Origin of the sequence: Rahnella sp. CG8 (assembly GCF_023701875.1) — a bacterium.
Taxonomy (GTDB): domain Bacteria; phylum Pseudomonadota; class Gammaproteobacteria; order Enterobacterales; family Enterobacteriaceae; genus Rahnella; species Rahnella aceris.
The window spans coordinates 85,959-104,207 of sequence record NZ_JABAED010000009.1 but is presented as its reverse complement, the minus strand read 5'-3'; the positions used below and the strand labels follow the sequence as shown (position 1 = coordinate 104,207).

16 protein-coding genes are annotated in these 18,249 nt (G+C 51.4%); 10 read left to right on the top strand and 6 right to left on the bottom strand.

The genetic code is table 11. From position 1 onward, the window contains the following. Positions 1 to 220 precede the first annotated feature (220 nt). From HGO41_RS10885 to HGO41_RS10850, 8 genes are all read left to right on the top strand, one after another. Positions 221 to 1,312, top strand: a complete 1,092-nt coding sequence (locus tag HGO41_RS10885) for an ABC transporter ATP-binding protein (RefSeq protein ID WP_013576980.1) — start codon at positions 221 to 223, stop codon at positions 1,310 to 1,312. Continuing rightward, the gene (locus HGO41_RS10880; protein WP_013576979.1) at positions 1,299 to 2,162 is read left to right on the top strand and encodes an ABC transporter permease; all 864 of its coding nucleotides are present in this window, start codon (positions 1,299 to 1,301) and stop codon (positions 2,160 to 2,162) included. The genes HGO41_RS10885 and HGO41_RS10880 overlap by 14 nt, the downstream gene beginning before the upstream one ends. Continuing rightward, the gene (locus tag HGO41_RS10875; protein WP_013576978.1) at positions 2,159 to 2,995 is read left to right on the top strand and encodes an ABC transporter permease; all 837 of its coding nucleotides are present in this window, start codon (positions 2,159 to 2,161) and stop codon (positions 2,993 to 2,995) included. Before HGO41_RS10880 ends, HGO41_RS10875 begins: the two co-directional genes overlap by 4 nt. A gap of 57 nt (positions 2,996 to 3,052) precedes the next feature. Next, complete coding sequence (locus HGO41_RS10870; protein ID WP_369794759.1) at positions 3,053 to 4,108, top strand: extracellular solute-binding protein; 1,056 nt, start codon at positions 3,053 to 3,055, stop codon at positions 4,106 to 4,108. A 262-nt stretch (positions 4,109 to 4,370) separates the two neighbouring features. Beyond that, positions 4,371 to 4,895: a fimbrial protein gene (locus tag HGO41_RS10865; protein WP_112197882.1), complete on the top strand. Its 525-nt coding sequence runs from the start codon at positions 4,371 to 4,373 to the stop codon at positions 4,893 to 4,895. A gap of 95 nt (positions 4,896 to 4,990) precedes the next feature. Continuing rightward, a complete protein-coding gene (locus tag HGO41_RS10860) occupies positions 4,991 to 5,704 on the top strand; it encodes a fimbrial biogenesis chaperone (RefSeq protein WP_112150981.1) in 714 nt (237 codons plus the stop codon). Positions 5,705 to 5,784: 80 nt separating this feature from the next. Continuing rightward, positions 5,785 to 8,226, top strand: coding sequence for a fimbria/pilus outer membrane usher protein (locus HGO41_RS10855; RefSeq protein ID WP_250981024.1), 2,442 nt, complete (start codon positions 5,785 to 5,787; stop codon positions 8,224 to 8,226). A 7-nt stretch (positions 8,227 to 8,233) separates the two neighbouring features. After that, positions 8,234 to 9,217 (top strand): fimbrial protein, encoded by a 984-nt coding sequence (locus tag HGO41_RS10850; RefSeq protein ID WP_232829687.1) that lies wholly within the window; start codon positions 8,234 to 8,236, stop codon positions 9,215 to 9,217. Between the two features lie 105 nt (positions 9,218 to 9,322). On the opposite strand, the gene HGO41_RS10845 is transcribed toward HGO41_RS10850, so the two are convergent. Further along, positions 9,323 to 9,838 (bottom strand): hypothetical protein, encoded by a 516-nt coding sequence (locus HGO41_RS10845; RefSeq protein WP_013576974.1) that lies wholly within the window; start codon positions 9,836 to 9,838, stop codon positions 9,323 to 9,325. A gap of 621 nt (positions 9,839 to 10,459) precedes the next feature. On the opposite strand from HGO41_RS10845, the gene acnB reads away from it, so the two are divergent. Both acnB and yacL read left to right on the top strand, forming a co-directional pair. Next, on the top strand, positions 10,460 to 13,057 hold the full coding sequence (gene acnB / locus HGO41_RS10840; protein WP_013576973.1) for a bifunctional aconitate hydratase 2/2-methylisocitrate dehydratase: 2,598 nt from the start codon (positions 10,460 to 10,462) through the stop codon (positions 13,055 to 13,057). Between the two features lie 76 nt (positions 13,058 to 13,133). Further along, a complete protein-coding gene (gene yacL / locus HGO41_RS10835; RefSeq protein WP_013576972.1) occupies positions 13,134 to 13,499 on the top strand; it encodes a protein YacL in 366 nt (121 codons plus the stop codon). Here the strand turns inward: yacL and yddG are convergent. From yddG to HGO41_RS10810, 5 genes are all read right to left on the bottom strand, one after another. Continuing rightward, positions 13,489 to 14,379, bottom strand: a complete 891-nt coding sequence (yddG, locus tag HGO41_RS10830; RefSeq protein WP_013576971.1) for an aromatic amino acid DMT transporter YddG — start codon at positions 14,377 to 14,379, stop codon at positions 13,489 to 13,491. The genes yacL and yddG overlap by 11 nt on opposite strands. 103 nt (positions 14,380 to 14,482) lie before the next feature. Continuing rightward, positions 14,483 to 15,358, bottom strand: a complete 876-nt coding sequence (locus HGO41_RS10825) for a hypothetical protein (protein WP_015690452.1) — start codon at positions 15,356 to 15,358, stop codon at positions 14,483 to 14,485. Between the two features lie 430 nt (positions 15,359 to 15,788). Further along, positions 15,789 to 16,583: an adenosylmethionine decarboxylase gene (gene speD / locus HGO41_RS10820; protein WP_250981023.1), complete on the bottom strand. Its 795-nt coding sequence runs from the start codon at positions 16,581 to 16,583 to the stop codon at positions 15,789 to 15,791. A 28-nt stretch (positions 16,584 to 16,611) separates the two neighbouring features. Beyond that, positions 16,612 to 17,487: a polyamine aminopropyltransferase gene (speE, locus tag HGO41_RS10815; protein WP_013576968.1), complete on the bottom strand. Its 876-nt coding sequence runs from the start codon at positions 17,485 to 17,487 to the stop codon at positions 16,612 to 16,614. Positions 17,488 to 17,700: 213 nt separating this feature from the next. After that, positions 17,701 to 18,048 carry a YacC family pilotin-like protein gene (locus HGO41_RS10810; protein WP_013576967.1) on the bottom strand — a complete coding sequence of 116 codons (348 nt, stop codon included), beginning with the start codon at positions 18,046 to 18,048 and terminating at the stop codon, positions 17,701 to 17,703. Positions 18,049 to 18,249: the final 201 nt, after the last annotated feature.

The following is an 18,249-nucleotide window of genomic DNA, read 5'->3' as shown; positions in this document are numbered from 1 at the left end:
CCTTTTATGGTGTGAACATATGGTCATTAAATTTACTCTTTAAATTTAATTATGGAAATAAAATAATTATAGTGATTATTTTTATTATTCAACATTATGATAAATAATTAGTTTTTGTGTTTTTATGGCTTGATTTTGATTTTGAGGATCTTTGTCACATAAATTTTATATTTAGTGTGTAAATTTAATTGCCAGAGTATTAACACAGGATTTGTACACTATGTCGACGCTTTCACTGGAACAGGTTACAAAGCAATTTGGCGCGTTTTACGCCGCCCGCGAGATCTCCTTCACCGCCGAGGAAGGTGAATTTGTCACCCTGCTTGGCCCGAGCGGCTGTGGCAAAACCACGCTGCTCAAAATGATCGGCGGGTTTCATCAGCCAGACAGCGGACGCATTCTGATTAACGGGCAATCCGTTAATAATTTGCCGCCGGAAAAGCGCAACACCGCAATGTGTTTTCAGTCGTACGCGCTGTTTCCGCACCTGAATGTGGCGCATAACATCTGTTTTGGTTTGAAGCAAAAACGCTTACCTCTTGCCGAGCAGCAACTGCGGCTGGCGGAGGCGTTGAAGCAGGTTGGCTTGCAGGATCAGCACCTGAAAATGCCGGTGCAACTTTCTGGCGGGCAGCAGCAGCGCGTGGCACTGGCCAGAGCGATGGTCACGCGTCCGGATGTGGTGTTGTTTGACGAGCCGCTGTCCAATCTGGATGCGAAACTGCGTGAAAGTGTGCGTTTTGAAATCAAAGAGTTACAGCGGCAATATCAACTCACGTCCATTTATGTCACCCATGATCAGGCCGAAGCGTTGACCATGTCCGATAAGATCGTGGTGCTCAATGCGGGCAACGTGGAGCAAATTGGGCCGCCAGAAGAGATTTATTACCGTCCTGCTAACCGTTTCGTCGCTGATTTTATTGGTGCGGCCAATATCGATATCGCCCACATCACTCCTGCGGAACAGCCTGGTTTTTATCGGGTTCGCTGCCAGTTAGGTGAGTTTTACGTACGTTCTCCGCGTCCTCCGCTCGCTGAGCATTGCTATATCTGCTGGCGGCCTGAAGATGCGCGCTTTGTGCCGCAGCCACAAACCGGCGATAACCATTTCTTCCTCACGCTGCGCAAAATGGCGTTTATGGGCAACCTGACCGAAGCATGGGGCGATAACGATGACGGTAAATTGTCGGTACGTCTGCAACTGGTCAAAAAACCGCAGGCCGAAAGCGGGGCGCGGGTTTGCTTCCGTTTACCCGAGGATGCGATTCACTTCCTCGAGCCAGTAGTGGAGGGGCACGATGAAATGGCGTAATGAGCTGACCGCCTGGCTGCTGATGATCAGTGGACTAGGCACCATTGTGTTGCTGATGGGATCGACCTTTTACGTGGTGCTGGTACAAAGCATCGGCTATTTCAATCTTTCCGGCGACAGCCAGTTTTCGCTCGAATACTGGCAAAACGTATTACAAGATCCGGTGTTGCACAGCGCGCTGATCTATTCGGTTAAAGTCTCAATATTGGGGGCTTTCGGTGCGGTGCTGCTCTCTTACCCGCTGGCGTTGTGGCTCCGTCAGCCGCTGGTGGCGAAAGAAGGTATCGTTGCTGTTTTGCGTGCGCCGATGTTTATTCCCGGCCTCGTGGCAGCATTTCTGTTCATCAATATTATTGCTTATCACGGCGTGATCAATGAGCTATTGCTGGCGCTGGGCGTTATTGATCAACCGCTGCGTATGCAGAACGATGACTTTGGCTGGGGCGTCGTTATCTTACAAATCTGGAAGAATCTGCCGTTCGCGCTGATTCTGGTCGGTGGCTCAGTTAACGCAATCCGTACCGATGTACTGGACGCGGCGAGTAACCTGGGTGCCAGCCGCTGGCGCTGTTTTCGGGACGTTATCTTTCCCCTGACGTTACCCGCAGTGCAAGTGTCCCTGATCCTTATTTTTATCGGTGCGCTGGGCGACTTTGCCTTCTTCTCCGTCGCTGGTCCGCGCAATACCTACTCGCTGGCTCGCCTGATGCAGGCCACGGCCATGGAATACGGCGAATGGAATAACTCTGCGGTTATTGCCGTGATTATCATGCTGACGGCAGCATTGGGTACCTTGCTTATCGCCATCCTCCTGACACCGCTCGCCACCCGCAAAGGAGAGGTCAAATGAACCGCACGGCGAATGGACGCCTGATCGTCACGATTTCACTGTTGTTCTTTATTCTGGTCAATCTGGTCTGGCTTGGACTGCCATTTTCAATGGCTATCTTATGGTCGCTGGTTGATCCGCAACACCCGTGGAGCTACCCGGACTTATTCCCGCAAGTGTTGTCGATTAACCGCTGGATACAGGTGTGGCAGCAAACTTCGCTGTCAGAAGCCCTCTTTAACAGCTACACCATTGCGCCCGCCGTGGCGATGCTGAGTTTACTGCTGTCGTTACCCACCGCTTATGCGTTTGGGCGCATGACTTTTCGGGGCAAAGCCGTTGCGGAAATGCTCACGCTGATCCCACTGGTCATGCCAGGTATGATCATCGGGATTTTCTTCAGCGCCATGCTGATGAATCTGAATATCAGCAACCCGTTTATCAGCATCGTGTTAGGGCACACTGTGCTGACACTGCCTTACTCGATCCGCATTATGTCCGCAGGGTTTAAAGCGGTGCCGCAGGATTTAATTGATGCCAGTCGCGATCTCGGTGCCAGCCATTGGGGAACGTTCTGCAATGCTTTTTTACCGATGCTCAAGCCCAGTTTCCTGGCCGCGCTGATTTTTTGTCTGGTGCGCAGTTTAGAAGAGTTCAGCATTTCATACGTTCTTGGCGCGCCAGATTTTATTACCGTGCCGACCATTCTTTATTCTTTTCTCGGCTATTCCTTTGTGCGCCCGGATGCGGCGGTAGTCTCAATGATCCTGGTGATCCCGAACGTAGTCCTGATGGTCATTATTGAGAAGCTGTTGAAAGGGAATTATCTGTCACAGTCAACCGGCAAGGCGTGATCCTTGATAAGGGAGTCATTCAACATGAAAACAGGCACGGTTTTATTTCTCAGTGGCATGTTATTGAGCGGGGCAGCGACCGCCACGCCACTGGCGCAACAAGATTGGGATCTTGTCGTCGCACAGGCCAAAAAAGAAGGCTCAGTCACCTTCAACGTCTGGTATTTACAACCGCAATGGCGCAGTTTCGTTGCTGATTTTGAGAAACAGTACGGAATTAAAGTGCGTATTCCGGAAGGGTCGATTGATGGCAACATGAATAAACTGCTGGCGGAAGCTCGCCGCGAGAAAGGCAAAATGGACGTCGTGGCCTTGTCGGTGGCGCAATTACCGATCATCCGTAAAGCAAATGCCCTGGCGCAGGTAGACTGGCTGCCGGGTTACGGGGATGCGGTGCATCAGTTGCAAAGCGTGAATACCGAAGGATATGCGGTTGCCTTTTGGGGCAACCAAACCGGTATGGCCTACGATCCGCAACAGATGGGCAATCAACCTTTGCCGCAATCACTCGATGATTTACAACACTTTATCGATGCGAATCCGAAGAAGTTTGGTTACAACGATCCGAATAACGGCGGGGCAGGCGAAGCCTTTATTCAGCGCGTGGTCACCCTCTCCTCAGGCACATTTGATGCCGATGCCACGCAAGTCGATCCTGACATTATTAAAAACTGGAAAAAGGGTTGGGAATGGTTCGTCGGTAATAAAGAAAAAATCACCCAGACCGCATCGGGTGCGGATAGCCTGACCCGTCTGAATGATGGCGAATTATTGCTGGTACCCGCCTGGGAAGATCATCTGGCAGGTTTGCAAAAATCCGGGGCGATTACCGGGCGCCTGAAATTTTATATTCCGGCTTTTGGTATGCCGGGAGGGGGCAATATTGCGGCTATTGCCGCAAACAGCACACATCCGGCGGCGTCGGCGGTGTTCCTGAACTGGTTAACGCAAGCTGAAACCCAGCGGGCGTTGAATGTCGCTTTCGGCGCGGTGCCGATGAACAAACAAGTGAAAACAGACGTGGTGCAGCCAGACATTGCCACGCAGTTTTACGGCAAGGAATACAGCATGCAGCTCAGAAAAGAGTTTGTGCGCCAGGTTTCTATGCAATAAGTCGTCCATGTCCAAAACCGGAAATATTTCTCATTTCCGGTTTTTTTGCCTTTTTTCACCCGTGGCATACACTGTGCCTGTTCTCATTTATCTCATTACATCCTCATTCATTTATTTTCTTCAGCTCAATGTTATCGATAAAATAATGTGAGGGGATGTGATTACCTCAAATATACCTGCTTGTTTAAAGTGAATATATATCGCCAGCTTTGATAAATGAATCTGGTGGGATTTATTCAATTTTAATCTCAGGTATTATTCCATGAATAAGCGTAATTCTTTTATTTTACTTCTTGGTACGGTTTTGTGTTTCAGTCAGACCGTCGTACAGGCAGCCGATGGCACCATTAATTTCATCGGACAAATTGTTGCCACGACATGTGATGTGAATGGCGGAAGTAATGCCTCCATTAATGTGGATTTAGGCACTGTCGCCGCGACCTCATTTACGGCAGCCGGTGATACTTCTTCGCCGACCGCGTTCACGATTTCACTCACCAACTGCCCGACAACCTTCACCGCTGCGGCCGTCAAATTTGATGGTACCGCCGATGCAGTGGATAATCAGCTGCTGGAAGTTAGCGGTGGCGCAACCGGTATAGGCATTGAAATTGCGGATAGTCAGGGGACACCAATTCCTCTTTACACGGCCTCACGTTTTTATCCCATTGATGCGACCGCCGAAGGGGTGGATATGAACTTTATCGCCCGCTACAAAAGTACCGGGGCAACCGTAGGCGAAGGCGCAGCAAATGGGACCTCTCAGTTCACCATTAATTATCAATAATAATAATCAACAAATAATCTCTTTAAACTGGCAGGGATGCCAGAGCTTCAGACGCGGATGTCTTTTTTTTATTGACGGAAATATGAGAGGAATATATGCGGCGTCTTTTTATTATTTTATCAGGGATGTTATTTATTCTCTTTCCGGTGCCTCCGGTTTATGCGGGTGTGATTACAGAAGCCACGCGGGTGATATATCCGGGTAATAAAAAAGAAACCTCGCTGACCGTCAGTAATCAGGGTGCACAGTCAGAGCCCTTTCTGATCCAGTCATGGGTGGATAATAACGGACCTGACGGGACACAAAAATCCTCCGTTCCTGCGCCTTTTATCGTGACTCCCCCTTTATTTCGGCTGAATGCCGGTCAAGATAACAGTCTGCGAATTATCCGTACAGGCGGCGTGCTGCCTGAAGATCGCGAATCCCTGTTCTGGCTGAATATCAAATCCATCCCCCGTTTGCCTGAAAATGCCCCCGCCGGTTTATTGCAAATCGTGGTGAAGACGCGCCTGAAGCTTTTTTACCGGCCCGCAGCGTTGCTCGCCCCCGCCGCGCAAAGCGCCTGGCGGCAGTTGCAGTTCTCCCGTCAGGACTCAACGCTGCGGGTGACCAATCCGACACCTTATTACTTCACATTTTTCAGGTTAAACCTTGGCAGCAACCGTGTGGCAACAGGTAACACCATGGTTCCGCCCTTTGGGGAAGCCCGTTATCCCTGGCCTCAGGGAGCGGTCACTGGCGAGGTCAGCTGGCAGGTCGTCAATGATTATGGCGGTACCAGTTCAGTGGAAAAAAACCGGATGCGCTGAGGCATGTTATGAATAAAAATCATGTCGTTACGCATCTTTCATCTTCCCTTTTGCGGTCATGGCTTCTGGCGGGAATCGCTTTGGGAACATCTGAAACACGCGCGGATGACCGTTTTAACGTTCAGGCACTGGAAATAGAACATCCGGGCGCGCCGGTGGATATATCGCAATTTTCCCGGGCTGGCGGGCAGACGCCGGGTGTTTACCGCGTGGATGTGCTGGTGAACAATGTGCCGAAAGGGCGGCAGGATGTGACGTTTATCGCCTTGAGGGATCTGACACTCTCCCCGCTTTTTACTCCGGCACAATGGCAAAATCTGGGACTCAGAACCCGCAGCATTCCGGCATTACGCGACTGGCCTGTACAAAAGCCGGTTGAGGATTTCACGCCGCTGATGCCCGGTGTTGTGAGCCAGTTTGACTTTTCCCGCCAGAAACTCCTGATCACCATCCCTCAGGGATTGCTCGACACGCTGGCAAGGGGCGCGGTCAGCCCGGAGTTATGGGATGAGGGAACGCCGGCCTTACTGCTTAATTACAACCTCAGCGGTGCCCGTACCTGGCAAAATTCAGGCGGCAGTGATCAGAGCCAGTTTCTGAGCCTGAGAAGTGGTGCCAACTGGGGCGGCTGGCGGCTGCGCAACTACAGCACCTGGCGTTACAGCCGCAACATTGACGGGCAATCGCAGCAGGACTGGGATTCGGCGTACAGCTTTCTCCAGCGCGATGTGCCGGTGCTCAAAGGGCAATTTATCGCGGGAGAAAGCACGACACCTGCGGATATTTTTGACAGTTTTACCTTTCGCGGCGTGCAGTTGTCTTCCGATGACAATATGTTGCCTGACAGCTTACGCGGCTTCGCCCCCGTGATCCGCGGTATTGCCCGAAGCAACGCGCAGGTGACGATTAAGCAAAACGGCATGGTGATCTACCAGACCTATGTGCCGCCCGGCGCTTTCAGCATCGACGACTTATACCCGACTTCCGCTTCCGGGGATCTGGAGATAACGGTCAGGGAAAGTAATGGCGAAGAGCGACATTTTACCCAGACATTTTCTGCTATCCCGATCATGCAGCGCGAAGGCCGGTTGAAATATGCCCTGACACTGGGGAAATACCGCACCTATCAGTCCGGGGGTGATGAACCTGAATTTCTTCAGGGATCACTGATTTATGGTCTGGGTTATGGCGTGACGCTGTTTGGCGGCAGTCAGCTGGCGCAGAACTATAAAGCGGCGAATGCCGGTATCGGCAGTATGGTCGGGGATTGGGGATCCTTGTCATTTGATACCACGCTGGCCAACAGCGAACTGACAGACAATCACACAGAACGCGGTCAGGCATACCGGCTGCAATATGCCAAAAGTGTGACTGCAACAGGCTCAACGCTGTCGCTGGCAGGGATCCGCTTTGCCGGGGATTTTTATCATTTCAGTGATGCCAGTAACTGGCGTGAGGACGAAAGCAACGGAAATTACTATGGTCAGCCACGGGAACAGTATCGCCTTAACCTGACCCAGATGATTAATAACGGGCAGTGGGGATCGCTTTCGCTTTCGTGGTATCAGCAAAACTACCGACAGTCGCAAATTAATCAGCGCAGTCTGGGGATCAGTTACAACGTCAATATTGCCAGTATCGATTACGCCTTATCGGTATCGGATAACCGTACTTACGGCACTGAGAGCGATAAACAGATCGCCTTTAATGTCAGTATCCCCCTGGGTCGCTGGCTGTCAAACGCCTGGGCCACGGCTAACGTGAACAGCGCCAGTCACGGGCGGACGCTTTATCAGACCGGTATCAACGGCATGCTGCTTGAGGATAACAACCTCTCTTATGCCGTCAGTGAAGGTTATGGCACTCACGGGCAGGGAAACAGCGGTAGCGCCAGCCTGAATTATCTGGGCAGCGCCGCGCAGCTCAGCGGGGGCTACAACTACAATCAGGACACTCATCAGGTCAATTACGGATGGCAGGGTGCCATTGTGGGCCATCCCTTCGGTGTCACTTTCGCGCAGCCTCTTGCCAGCGATCTCTCTGCCATTGCCATTGTCCGCGCCCCGGGGGCGGCGGGCGTGAAATTGCAAAATAATACCGGCGTGTATACCGACTGGCGCGGCTACGCGGTGGTGAATTATCTCAGCCCGTACAAGCGAACCCGTGTGGCGCTGGATACCACATCACTGGACGAAAACGTCGATATTGACGACAACATCCTTTCCGTTGTTCCTACTGCCGGTGCCGTGGTTATGGCGTCCTTTACCACGCGGGCCGGTAGCAGATTATTGCTCAACCTTACCTATAACGGGCAGCCTGTGCCCTTCGGCGCAGAGGCGTTTGTGGCGGGCGACGAACGAAACCGCGCCATCGTCGGCGACCAGGGGCAGGTGTATCTCAGTGGCTTGTCGGATCAGGGCGCGGTCAGAGTGACATGGCAAGGGGGACAGTGCGAAGCACCGTTTACATTATCTGGTGCGCAAAAAGCGGCGGTCTCTCAGGCCAGCAGCGTATGTCGATGAGGTATTTATGAAAATGATGATACTGCTGGTTTGTCTGGCTCTGTTTTCTGGCAAATTATGGGCAGCCTGTTCTACCGCACCGGTAATGCCGCAGTCCTGGGATTTAAGTTCGGTTGCGGTAACATCCTCTTTGCCTGTTGGGGCGGATATTCCCGGAAGTCAGCATACTTTCAGCATCAGCGGTACTTGCGGTACAAACGGCAGCAACGAACTCTCCGGCGACCCGATCATCGCCTGTTACTACGGAAACGGTACAGAAATCGCGGGTTTCCCCGGCGTTTACTCTACCGGTGTCGAGGGCATCGGTATTGCCCTGACTAACTCCAGCGGACAACGTGTGGTTGGCGGTGGTGTAGGCTGCGATACGCGCAACACATCGCTGGGTAACCTGGACAGCAGCCTCAGCTATCAGATAGCTGTCACGTTATCGTTGGTCAAAACCGCCAATGACATTTCGGATACGGCACTGGCGCAAAGTCAGACCCGTTTCGGGCTGGGTGTGTATGGCAAATCCGGCCTCGGGGGCGGGGGAGCCAACACGCTCTCCTACACAGGCAATATCAATATCAGAACGGAAAGCTGCGATGTGCTGAATAACACCATTAATGTTTCTCTGGGCACGGTCTGGCCGGGGCTTTTTTCCAGTGCCTCCGCTGGCGGCGTCACGCCCGATGTCCCATTTAGCATCGAACTCAATTGTGATGCCGGGGCGAATGTGAATATCCGTATCGATGGCACTGCTGACGATTCGCTGGCCGCCGGTGTGATCAAAATCAGCAATGGTGCGGAAGGGCAGGCATCAGGAGTGGGGATTCAGATCCTGAAAGGCGATACCTCGCCTGTGAGCCTCGGACAACAATGGGCAATCACCCCTTCGGCCAGCGAAGGAAGCCTGAGTATTCCCTTTTTTGCCCGCTACTATCTCAACGGGCAAACACTCAGCAGCGGGAGTGCGAATGGCACGGCGACGTTTACGATGATTTATTATTGAGAAAGGTCGCCTTTGCAGACGACCTGAAGTGAGGTTTGTTCAGATAAAACAGTCAGATATGTACGATGACTTCCCGGCGTGTCCGCACTGAGTGTCGGTTTCCGGCTATTTATCATCAAAATCATACTGCGGGCTGCTTTGGAATGAAGGGTAGGATCTGAGGTTTTTATTTTTTAAGCGTGCTTCTAACTCAGTCCTGGTTTTTAAGGGAAAGCTCTCATATTCTCTTTCTAACCGTATATTTCCGGCAGGTAAAAGAGCAAAAAGATCATTATGAAGTGTTTTAACTTGTTGGCTGTAGACGCTAACTTCTGTTAGTGCATCGTAGTAGTCAAATGCCCTGATCATAAACTGATGATGTTCATTCCCGGCACATTGATCGATTTGAGCGGTGCCAAGGTATAAAACGGCGATGCTTACCGTTCTTTTGTCATAATCTGCGATATCGGCTGAAGTAATAAAAGGCCGGGATTTCATTTCTGCCATACATTCCTCCAGTTTAGTGTTGAGATTATTGTAGGCTAAAAGGTACTTATCACGGCTATATTCGATGTCTTCATTGATATGCGCAAAGCAAGAGAATGTCATCGTGAGCATAAGCATCAGAAGGTTTTTTTTCATATTTAACGATCCCTGTTATTTAAACGTTTTTTCCATGTATTAAATAAACCGGTAATTTTCTTCCTGAGTAATCAGTAATAAATCAATATTCAAAAACATATAGCGAAGTTGTTTTCCCGAGCAATAAGTATTTCCTGCCAATGTTGTGTTTTGCGATCCGAAGATGAGTCCGGGGGTTATAAGATTGCTTTTCACTCACTTTCTGTTCAGGAAGCACTGACCTGCCAGCTACAAACCGGCTGTCCTTTGGGGCGGTTTTTTTGTGTCTTTTTTCTGCATTTCCCGCCGTTTATTCCCTTGTGTGATCAGGGTTGTTGTGATGATCTAGAAGGCGAATTGGGATGAACAGCCGATCCGTCTGTGCTCAACGATTCAGCAAAGATTTAATGTTGCTTTTATGTGAACGAATTAACAAGCGGGCAAAATCCTGCTATGCTGCCCGGGCGCTAAAGGGCACTGTGCTCAGGTTCAGGATGTGTCGTAAACCGACAAAGAAACAATCATACCCGCAGTGTCCCCGAGTCATCAGACCGTTTGAATTCCCCTGTCCCTACAGGCATGACGCGAGGCTGATGATGGAAGCCAGGCATAATAAATGACAATGAGAGCGAGGAGAAAGTCGTGCTAGAAGAATACCGTAAGCACGTAGCCGAGCGTGCTGCAGAGGGCATCGTCCCTAAGCCACTTGATGCTTCACAGATGGCAGCGTTGGTTGAGTCCCTGAAGAATCCGCCACAAGGCGAAGAAGACACTCTGTTAGACCTGCTGATTAACCGTGTTCCACCGGGCGTCGACGAAGCCGCCTATGTTAAAGCCGGATTCCTGGCTGCAGTCGCCAAAGGCGAAACTACCTCTCCGTTGGTCACTCCTGAAAAAGCCGTTGAACTGCTGGGCACCATGCAGGGCGGTTATAACATTCACCCGCTGATCGACGCACTGGATAACGAAACGCTGGCACCCATTGCCGCGAAAGCGCTGTCTCACACGCTGCTGATGTTTGATAACTTCTACGATGTGGAAGAAAAAGCACATGCGGGCAACGAACACGCGAAAAAAATCCTCCAGTCATGGGCGGATGCCGAATGGTATCTGTCACGTCCGCAACTGGCTGAGAAAATCACCGTCACGGTGTTTAAAGTGACTGGTGAAACCAATACCGATGATTTGTCACCAGCTCCGGATGCCTGGTCCCGTCCAGATATTCCTCTGCATGCGCTGGCAATGCTGAAAAATGAACGCGAAGGCATTCATCCGGATCAACCGGGCAGCGTCGGTCCGATCAAACAAATCGAAGAACTGAACAAAAAAGGTTTCCCGCTGGCTTACGTGGGTGACGTTGTCGGTACCGGTTCTTCGCGTAAATCGGCCACTAACTCCGTGCTGTGGTTCATGGGTGATGACATTCCTCATGTGCCAAACAAACGCGGCGGCGGTGTGGTGCTCGGCGGTAAAATCGCGCCAATCTTCTTCAACACCATGGAAGATGCCGGTGCCTTACCGATCGAAGTGGACGTGTCCAACCTGAATATGGGCGATGTTATCGACATCTATCCGTATAAAGGTGAAGTGCGGAATCACGAAACCGACGAAGTGCTCGCGACTTTCGAACTGAAAACTGATGTCCTGCTCGACGAAGTGCGCGCAGGCGGCCGTATTCCATTGATCATCGGCCGTGGTTTAACTACCAAAGCCCGTGAATCCCTGAAATTGCCGCAGAGCGAAGTGTTCCGCATTGCGAAACCTGTCGCTGCAAGCAACAAAGGTTTCTCGCTGGCGCAGAAAATGGTGGGGCGCGCCTGTGGCGTTGCCGGTGTTCGTCCGAACGAATATTGCGAACCCAAAATGACGTCCGTGGGTTCTCAGGACACCACCGGTCCGATGACCCGTGATGAACTGAAAGACCTCGCGTGTCTGGGCTTCTCTGCCGATCTGGTGATGCAGTCATTCTGTCATACCGCTGCTTATCCTAAGCCGGTTGACGTGACCACCCACCATACGCTGCCTGATTTCATCATGAACCGTGGCGGTGTTTCACTGCGCCCTGGCGATGGCATCATTCACTCCTGGCTGAACCGTATGCTGCTGCCGGACACTGTCGGCACCGGCGGTGACTCCCATACCCGTTTCCCGATCGGGATTTCGTTCCCGGCGGGTTCCGGTCTGGTGGCCTTTGCGGCAGCGACCGGCGTGATGCCTCTTGATATGCCGGAATCCGTTCTGGTGCGTTTCAAAGGCAAAATGCAACCGGGCATCACTTTGCGTGACCTGGTGCATGCGATCCCTTACTACGCGATCAAAGAAGGTCATCTGACCGTCGAGAAGAAGGGCAAGAAAAACCTCTTCTCTGGCCGTATTCTGGAAATCGAAGGCTTGCCGGAACTGAAAGTCGAACAGGCGTTTGAACTGGCGGATGCGTCCGCAGAACGTTCAGCGGCAGGTTGTACGATCAAACTGGATCAGGCGCCGATCAAAGAATACCTCAGCTCTAACATCGTTCTGCTGAAGTGGATGATCTCTGAAGGTTACGGCGATCGTCGTACCATCGAGCGTCGTATCAAAGGCATGGAAGAGTGGCTGGCGAATCCGACCCTGCTCGAAGCCGATGCGGATGCTGAATACGCGGCAGTGATCGAAATCGATCTGGCCGAGATCAAAGAGCCAATTCTTTGTGCGCCAAACGATCCGGATGATGCGCGTCTGCTGTCTTCCGTACAGAACAGCAAAATCGATGAAGTCTTTATCGGTTCGTGCATGACCAACATCGGTCACTTCCGTGCGGCGGGTAAACTGCTCGACAGCCATAAAGGCGCGTTGCCAACCCGCTTATGGGTTGCGCCACCGACCAAAATGGATGCGGCTCAGCTGACGGAAGAGGGCTATTACAGCGTCTTTGGTAAGAGCGGTGCGCGTGTTGAGATTCCGGGCTGTTCACTGTGCATGGGTAACCAGGCGCGTGTGGCGGACGGCTCTACCGTCGTTTCCACCTCTACCCGTAACTTCCCGAACCGTCTGGGCAACGGCGCTAACGTCTATCTGGCTTCGGCGGAACTGGCGGCGATCGCCTCACTGCTGGGCCGTCTGCCAACGCCGGAAGAATATCTGGGTTATATGGCGGAAGTGGATAAGACCGCAGTGGATACTTACCGTTATCTGAACTTCGACAAGCTGAGTGAATATACCGATAAAGCTGACGGCGTGATCTTCCAAACCGCAGTCTAAGTCGCTATATTTGCGCCAGTGTTGAAAGGGAGCTTCGGCTCCCTTTTTTATTGTGATTTTTTCAGAGGACTGCACCATGGATTACGATTTTTTGCGCGACATCACCGGTGAGGTCAAAGTGCGTTTTTCAATGGGCCATGAAGTGCTTGGTCACTGGCTGAATGAAGAAGTGAAGGGCGACCTGAGCGTGCTCGATAACGTCGAAGCGGCATTGAGCGATCTGAAGGGCAGCGAACGCCAGACGCAGATGGCCGGCCATGAATACACGCTGCTGTTAGCCGACGATGAAGTGATGATCCGTGCCAATCAGCTGGATTTCGACGGCGATGAGATTGAAGAAGGGATGAGTTATTACGACGAGGAGAGTCTGGCGTTTTGCGGCGTCGAGGACTTTTTGCAAGTCCTCGCCAAATACCGTTCTTTCGTGATGACTAACCGCTGAGTGACTTGCCCCGCGAGGCGGTCCAGCACAGCAGCGAACCGCCGACCACCATCAGCACGCCCGGCCAGAAACTGGCACCCGGCAACGTATGCAGCCACAATCCGGCAATCAGAATCGATGACAGCGGCGTGAAATATGACAGCGCGGCCACCAGTGTCGCATTGCCTTTTTTCATCGCAATATCCCAGCACTGATACGACACTGCGGTCACCGCGCCCATCGCCAGTAATTCGAGAATGGCAGGTAATGTCAGGCTGATACGGCTGGAGGAATACGTGAAGTAAAGCGCCCACAATACGCCGCCGGTTGCCAGCAGAAACAACGGCAGCACGCCTTTGCCTTTACACAATACGCGGACCAGATTGGAATACAGTGCCCACGACACGGCCGCGCCCAGCGCCAGACCGTAGGCCACCGGGTTGCCGCGCACATTGCGCATCATCTGGTGAATATCCAGCCCGTGACCGCCGCTGATTGCCCACAGCACTCCCGCAAATGCCAGCACCGCGCCCGGCCAGATCCACCAGCGAACGCGTAATTTCAGCAGCGGAACCGCAAACAGCAATGTCAGACTGGGCCAGAGATAATTCACCAGCCCGAGTTCCAGCGTTTGCTGACGGGTATGCGCCAGACCGATCGCCAGTGAAAATGCCACCATATAAAAGATAAATAGCAGACCGCAGATGATCAGATATGCAGCAGATTCACCACGCAGAGACGGTTTGCCGCCGACCATCCAGACTAAAATTCCGCTGACAGTATAAATAGAGGCGGCCGCACCAAAAGGCCCCAGAGATTCGGACAAACTGCGGGTGAGCGCCACGCTCATGCTCCACAATAAAATGGCGAGAACGCCAGACAGTGTTGCAAAACGATCCATAAGAAAGGTAAGCCTCAGGAAAAGGAGACTTTTAAGATAAGCGATTGTTCCGGTTATTTACACCGGAACAATCCGCTTGAGAGGCGCTTATTGTCTGAAATCATCAGAAGTAGAAACCGGCTTCCAGACCCACGGTGGAAGTGGTGGTCGCGGGCTGATAATAGCCAACGGTGCGTCCGTTCAGATCACCCTGTTTCTCGTCCGACTTGCCGTATTTCTGATGCACATAACTGGCTTTCACAAAAACATCTTTGTTGATATTCCAGGTCAGGCTGGTAAATGGCGAAAGCCTGGATTTCGGCTCCAGCCAGACCCCTCCCTGATTGCTGTGCGTCCAGGTTTTAATCGGATACAGCGCACCGCCTTCCAGACTCAGACGTGAATCTGCGGTCATTTGCCAGTTCGCCCCCAGTGACGCTTTGGCGTAAGGCTGCAAAGACACTTCAACGGCGGTGTACTGCCGGGTGGTGTTTTGTGAGGCAATATACACATCGTCAGAGCGGATATTTCGCACCCACGCCTGGCCGCCGACAGCGCCTTTCATATCGAAAGACACACTGTCGGATGCCCGGTAACGGTAGCCACGGGTCATGTCCGCGCTGTAGCCGGTGTAATAGGTTTTGCCCTTCAGCGAGCCGTTCGGCACGTTGGCCTGATCGTCCAGCGTACTGCCTTTATAACGGACGATCCCGAACATCACGCTCATGTCCCAGGCTTTTAATAAGCCGCTTTGGGTATCGAGATAGTTATTGGATCCGAAATTAACGCGCAGGCGCGGGCCATGTTCAGCAACATATTTACCGTCCATATTACTGACGGATTCGTCCCACTTGTAATATTCGGCACCATAACTCACATAGTGCCGCATCCCTTCGGTATTGCTGCTCAACAAACTTTCCCCGGCCCGGGAAACCCCGGAAACCAATAAAGAACTCGCGACCAGCAAGCTGGATACGGTCTTTAATTTAATCATTTTCATGTTTTATTTCTACTTACGGGTGGATGGAGCTGGTTGCTTAGTAAGCAATGAGGGGATGCTAATGTCAGGAGGGGGATAATTAAAGTTATTTATCTGTTTTTAGTAAAAAAGCGATCTTTTGATCTGCCATAAGCTAAATTATTGGTTATATAACAATTTTGTTTGACTTAATATCTGTATATTATTTCTTTAATTTGGCTTAAATAACAGATCCTTCATCGTTAAATTTAGCTTAAATAAAGATTTAATGACTGTTTTGATATTAATTTGTCTTAAGGAGTATAGCGGGTATTCATCCATGTAAATATATTTTACTTAAGTAATGCTTATTGAGTTTCAGGCGGGGGAATATTCAATATCAGAATTTGTCTATACAAAAGAAAGGCCGGACATTTCAAAAATGCCCGGCCTTTCCTTTATTCAGCTCTGATCAGACTGACGGCAGATTGCGGCCGTAATAGATTTCCTGCATTTCCTTGTAGAGCAAATCGGTGATTTCTTTACGCTCTTGCGCGCTCAGTTCATCCGGTTTGGCATTAAACAAGTAATGTTTGAGATCGAACTCTTTCAGTAACATCTTGGTATGGAAGATGTTTTCCTGATACACGTTGACGTCCATCATGTTGTACAGCGCTTTCATATCCTGCGACATGAAGTTCTGAATCGAATTGATGGAATGGTCGATGTAGTGTTTAACGCCGTTCACGTCGCGGGTGAAACCCCGGACACGGTAATCGATGGTGACGATGTCGGATTCAAGCTGATGAATCAGATAGTTCAGCGCTTTCAGCGGCGAAATCACGCCACAGGTCGAGACTTCAATGTCAGCGCGGAAGGTACACAGCCCGCCTTCGGGATGGCTTTCCGGATAGGTATGCACACAGATATGGCTTTTATCCAGATGCGCGACCACGGAATTCGGCAACGGGCCCGGATGCTCGGTGGTATCGACATCACGCGGGTCCATCGGCTCTTCGCTCACTAAAATCGTCACGCTGGCGCCCTGTGGTTCGTAATCCTGTCGCGCCACGTTGAGGATATTGGCACCGATAATGGAGCAGGTTTCGGTGAGAATTTCCGTCAAACGGTTGGCGTTATATTCTTTGTCAATGTAGGCAATGTAGCCATCACGATCGTCTGCGGTTTTGGCGTAGCAGATATCGTAGATACAAAAACTCAGGCTTTTGGTCAGGTTGTTGAAGCCATGCAGTTTCAGCTTTTGCAATTTAGTTCACCCCCTTATGGATGCTGTATCAGCGTGCGGCTGACAGGGCATTCAGTAAATATTGCGGCAGGGCAAAGCTGCCGTGATGAATCGCCGGATTGTAATAACGGCAAGTTATGTCTGCGGCGTCGAAACGCGCCTGCAAGGTTTTGCTGTCAATCTGGCGATATTCCGGGCTGTTGGTCGCCCAGGCAAAGGTCATGATGCCGCCGTAATAGGTCGGGATCGCGGCCTGATAGAAACTGACATCACTGAAATAGTGGCTCAGTTTGGTGTGGCTGTTCACCGCTTCATCCTGCTGGAGGAAGCACACGCCATTTTGTGCCACGAAAATGCCGCCCGGATTGAGGCAACGGGCACAACCTTCGTAGAATGCCGACGTAAACAGGCTTTCTCCGGGACCGATGGGATCGGTGCAGTCGGAGATGATCACGTCGAAGGTTTCAGTGGTCTGATTAACGAAGTTCACGCCGTCGTCGATCACCAGTTTGAAACGCGGATCGTCATAAGAACCGGCATTATGGTTGGGCAGATACTGGCGGCAAAACTCCACCACGCCGGCATCAATTTCCACCATCGTGATCGACTCCACGCCTTTGTGGCGAGACACTTCGCGCAGCATTGCGCCGTCGCCGCCACCAATGATCAGCACCTTGCGGGCACTGCCGTGGGCGAACAACGGGACGTGGGTCAGCATTTCGTGGTAAATGAATTCATCACGCTCGGTGGTTTGCACCACGCCGTCGAGCGCCATGACGCGACCCAGCGCCGCGTTCTCGAAAATCACCAGATCCTGATGATCGGTTTTCTCTCGGTATAACTCTTTATCGACGCTGAAGTACTGGCCAAAATGGGCGTGCAGCGTCTCATACCATATTTCTTTGGATGACGAGTTCCGGGACATGTCGTTGTTTCTCCTGATCAATCGCAGCCATAAAAATGGGCGCACATGATAGCTAACTCTGCCTGTCCATGCACGGTTGAATTTCAGACAGGTAAATGTAGATTAAGTGTAGACGAGGCAGGCGTGGTGCGAAAAATCGGGGGACAGGGGGAAAGAAAACAGGCTCCGGCATCAGAATGACGGAGCTCACGGCTGAAAAGCGGCTGACAGGATTCAGTTGGTGTAGGCCAGTAAACTCAGCGAGTCGCGGGCCAGAGACTTACATTTTGTCGGTTTAGGCACGGCGATCCCACTCAGATCACGGTAGCTTTCTTCGCCCATCGACTGCATGTTAAAGCTGTTGTAATTGCTCAGGTCCCAGCGGTTTTGCTGGGCGAAAAACACGATAGCCCGTTTGATTTGGGTGTTCGGCAGTTGTTCGTAACCGCAGTTATTTTTCAGATAAACGAAGACTGCCGTCAGATCCGCCAGATCTTCCGCTTCTGATTCACTCAGCGCCTGACTGGCGGAGGAGAAACCGAGCAGCGACAGTAATAACAAACACAGTGTTGTTTTTTTCATGGGTGTGTTCTTGTTCTTGTAGATTGAAAGTCAGAAGGACTTGGCTCACAGGCAGTTAAAAGGACGTTACCATATTTGCACTGAGCGGCACCAAATTTCTTTTACCGCTGAACCGCTTGACCTTCCCCTTAGGGGAAGGAATAGGCTGTCGTACTATTATGGCACGCCTGCGCCATCTGTCTGGTTATCACCCTTCAAAAG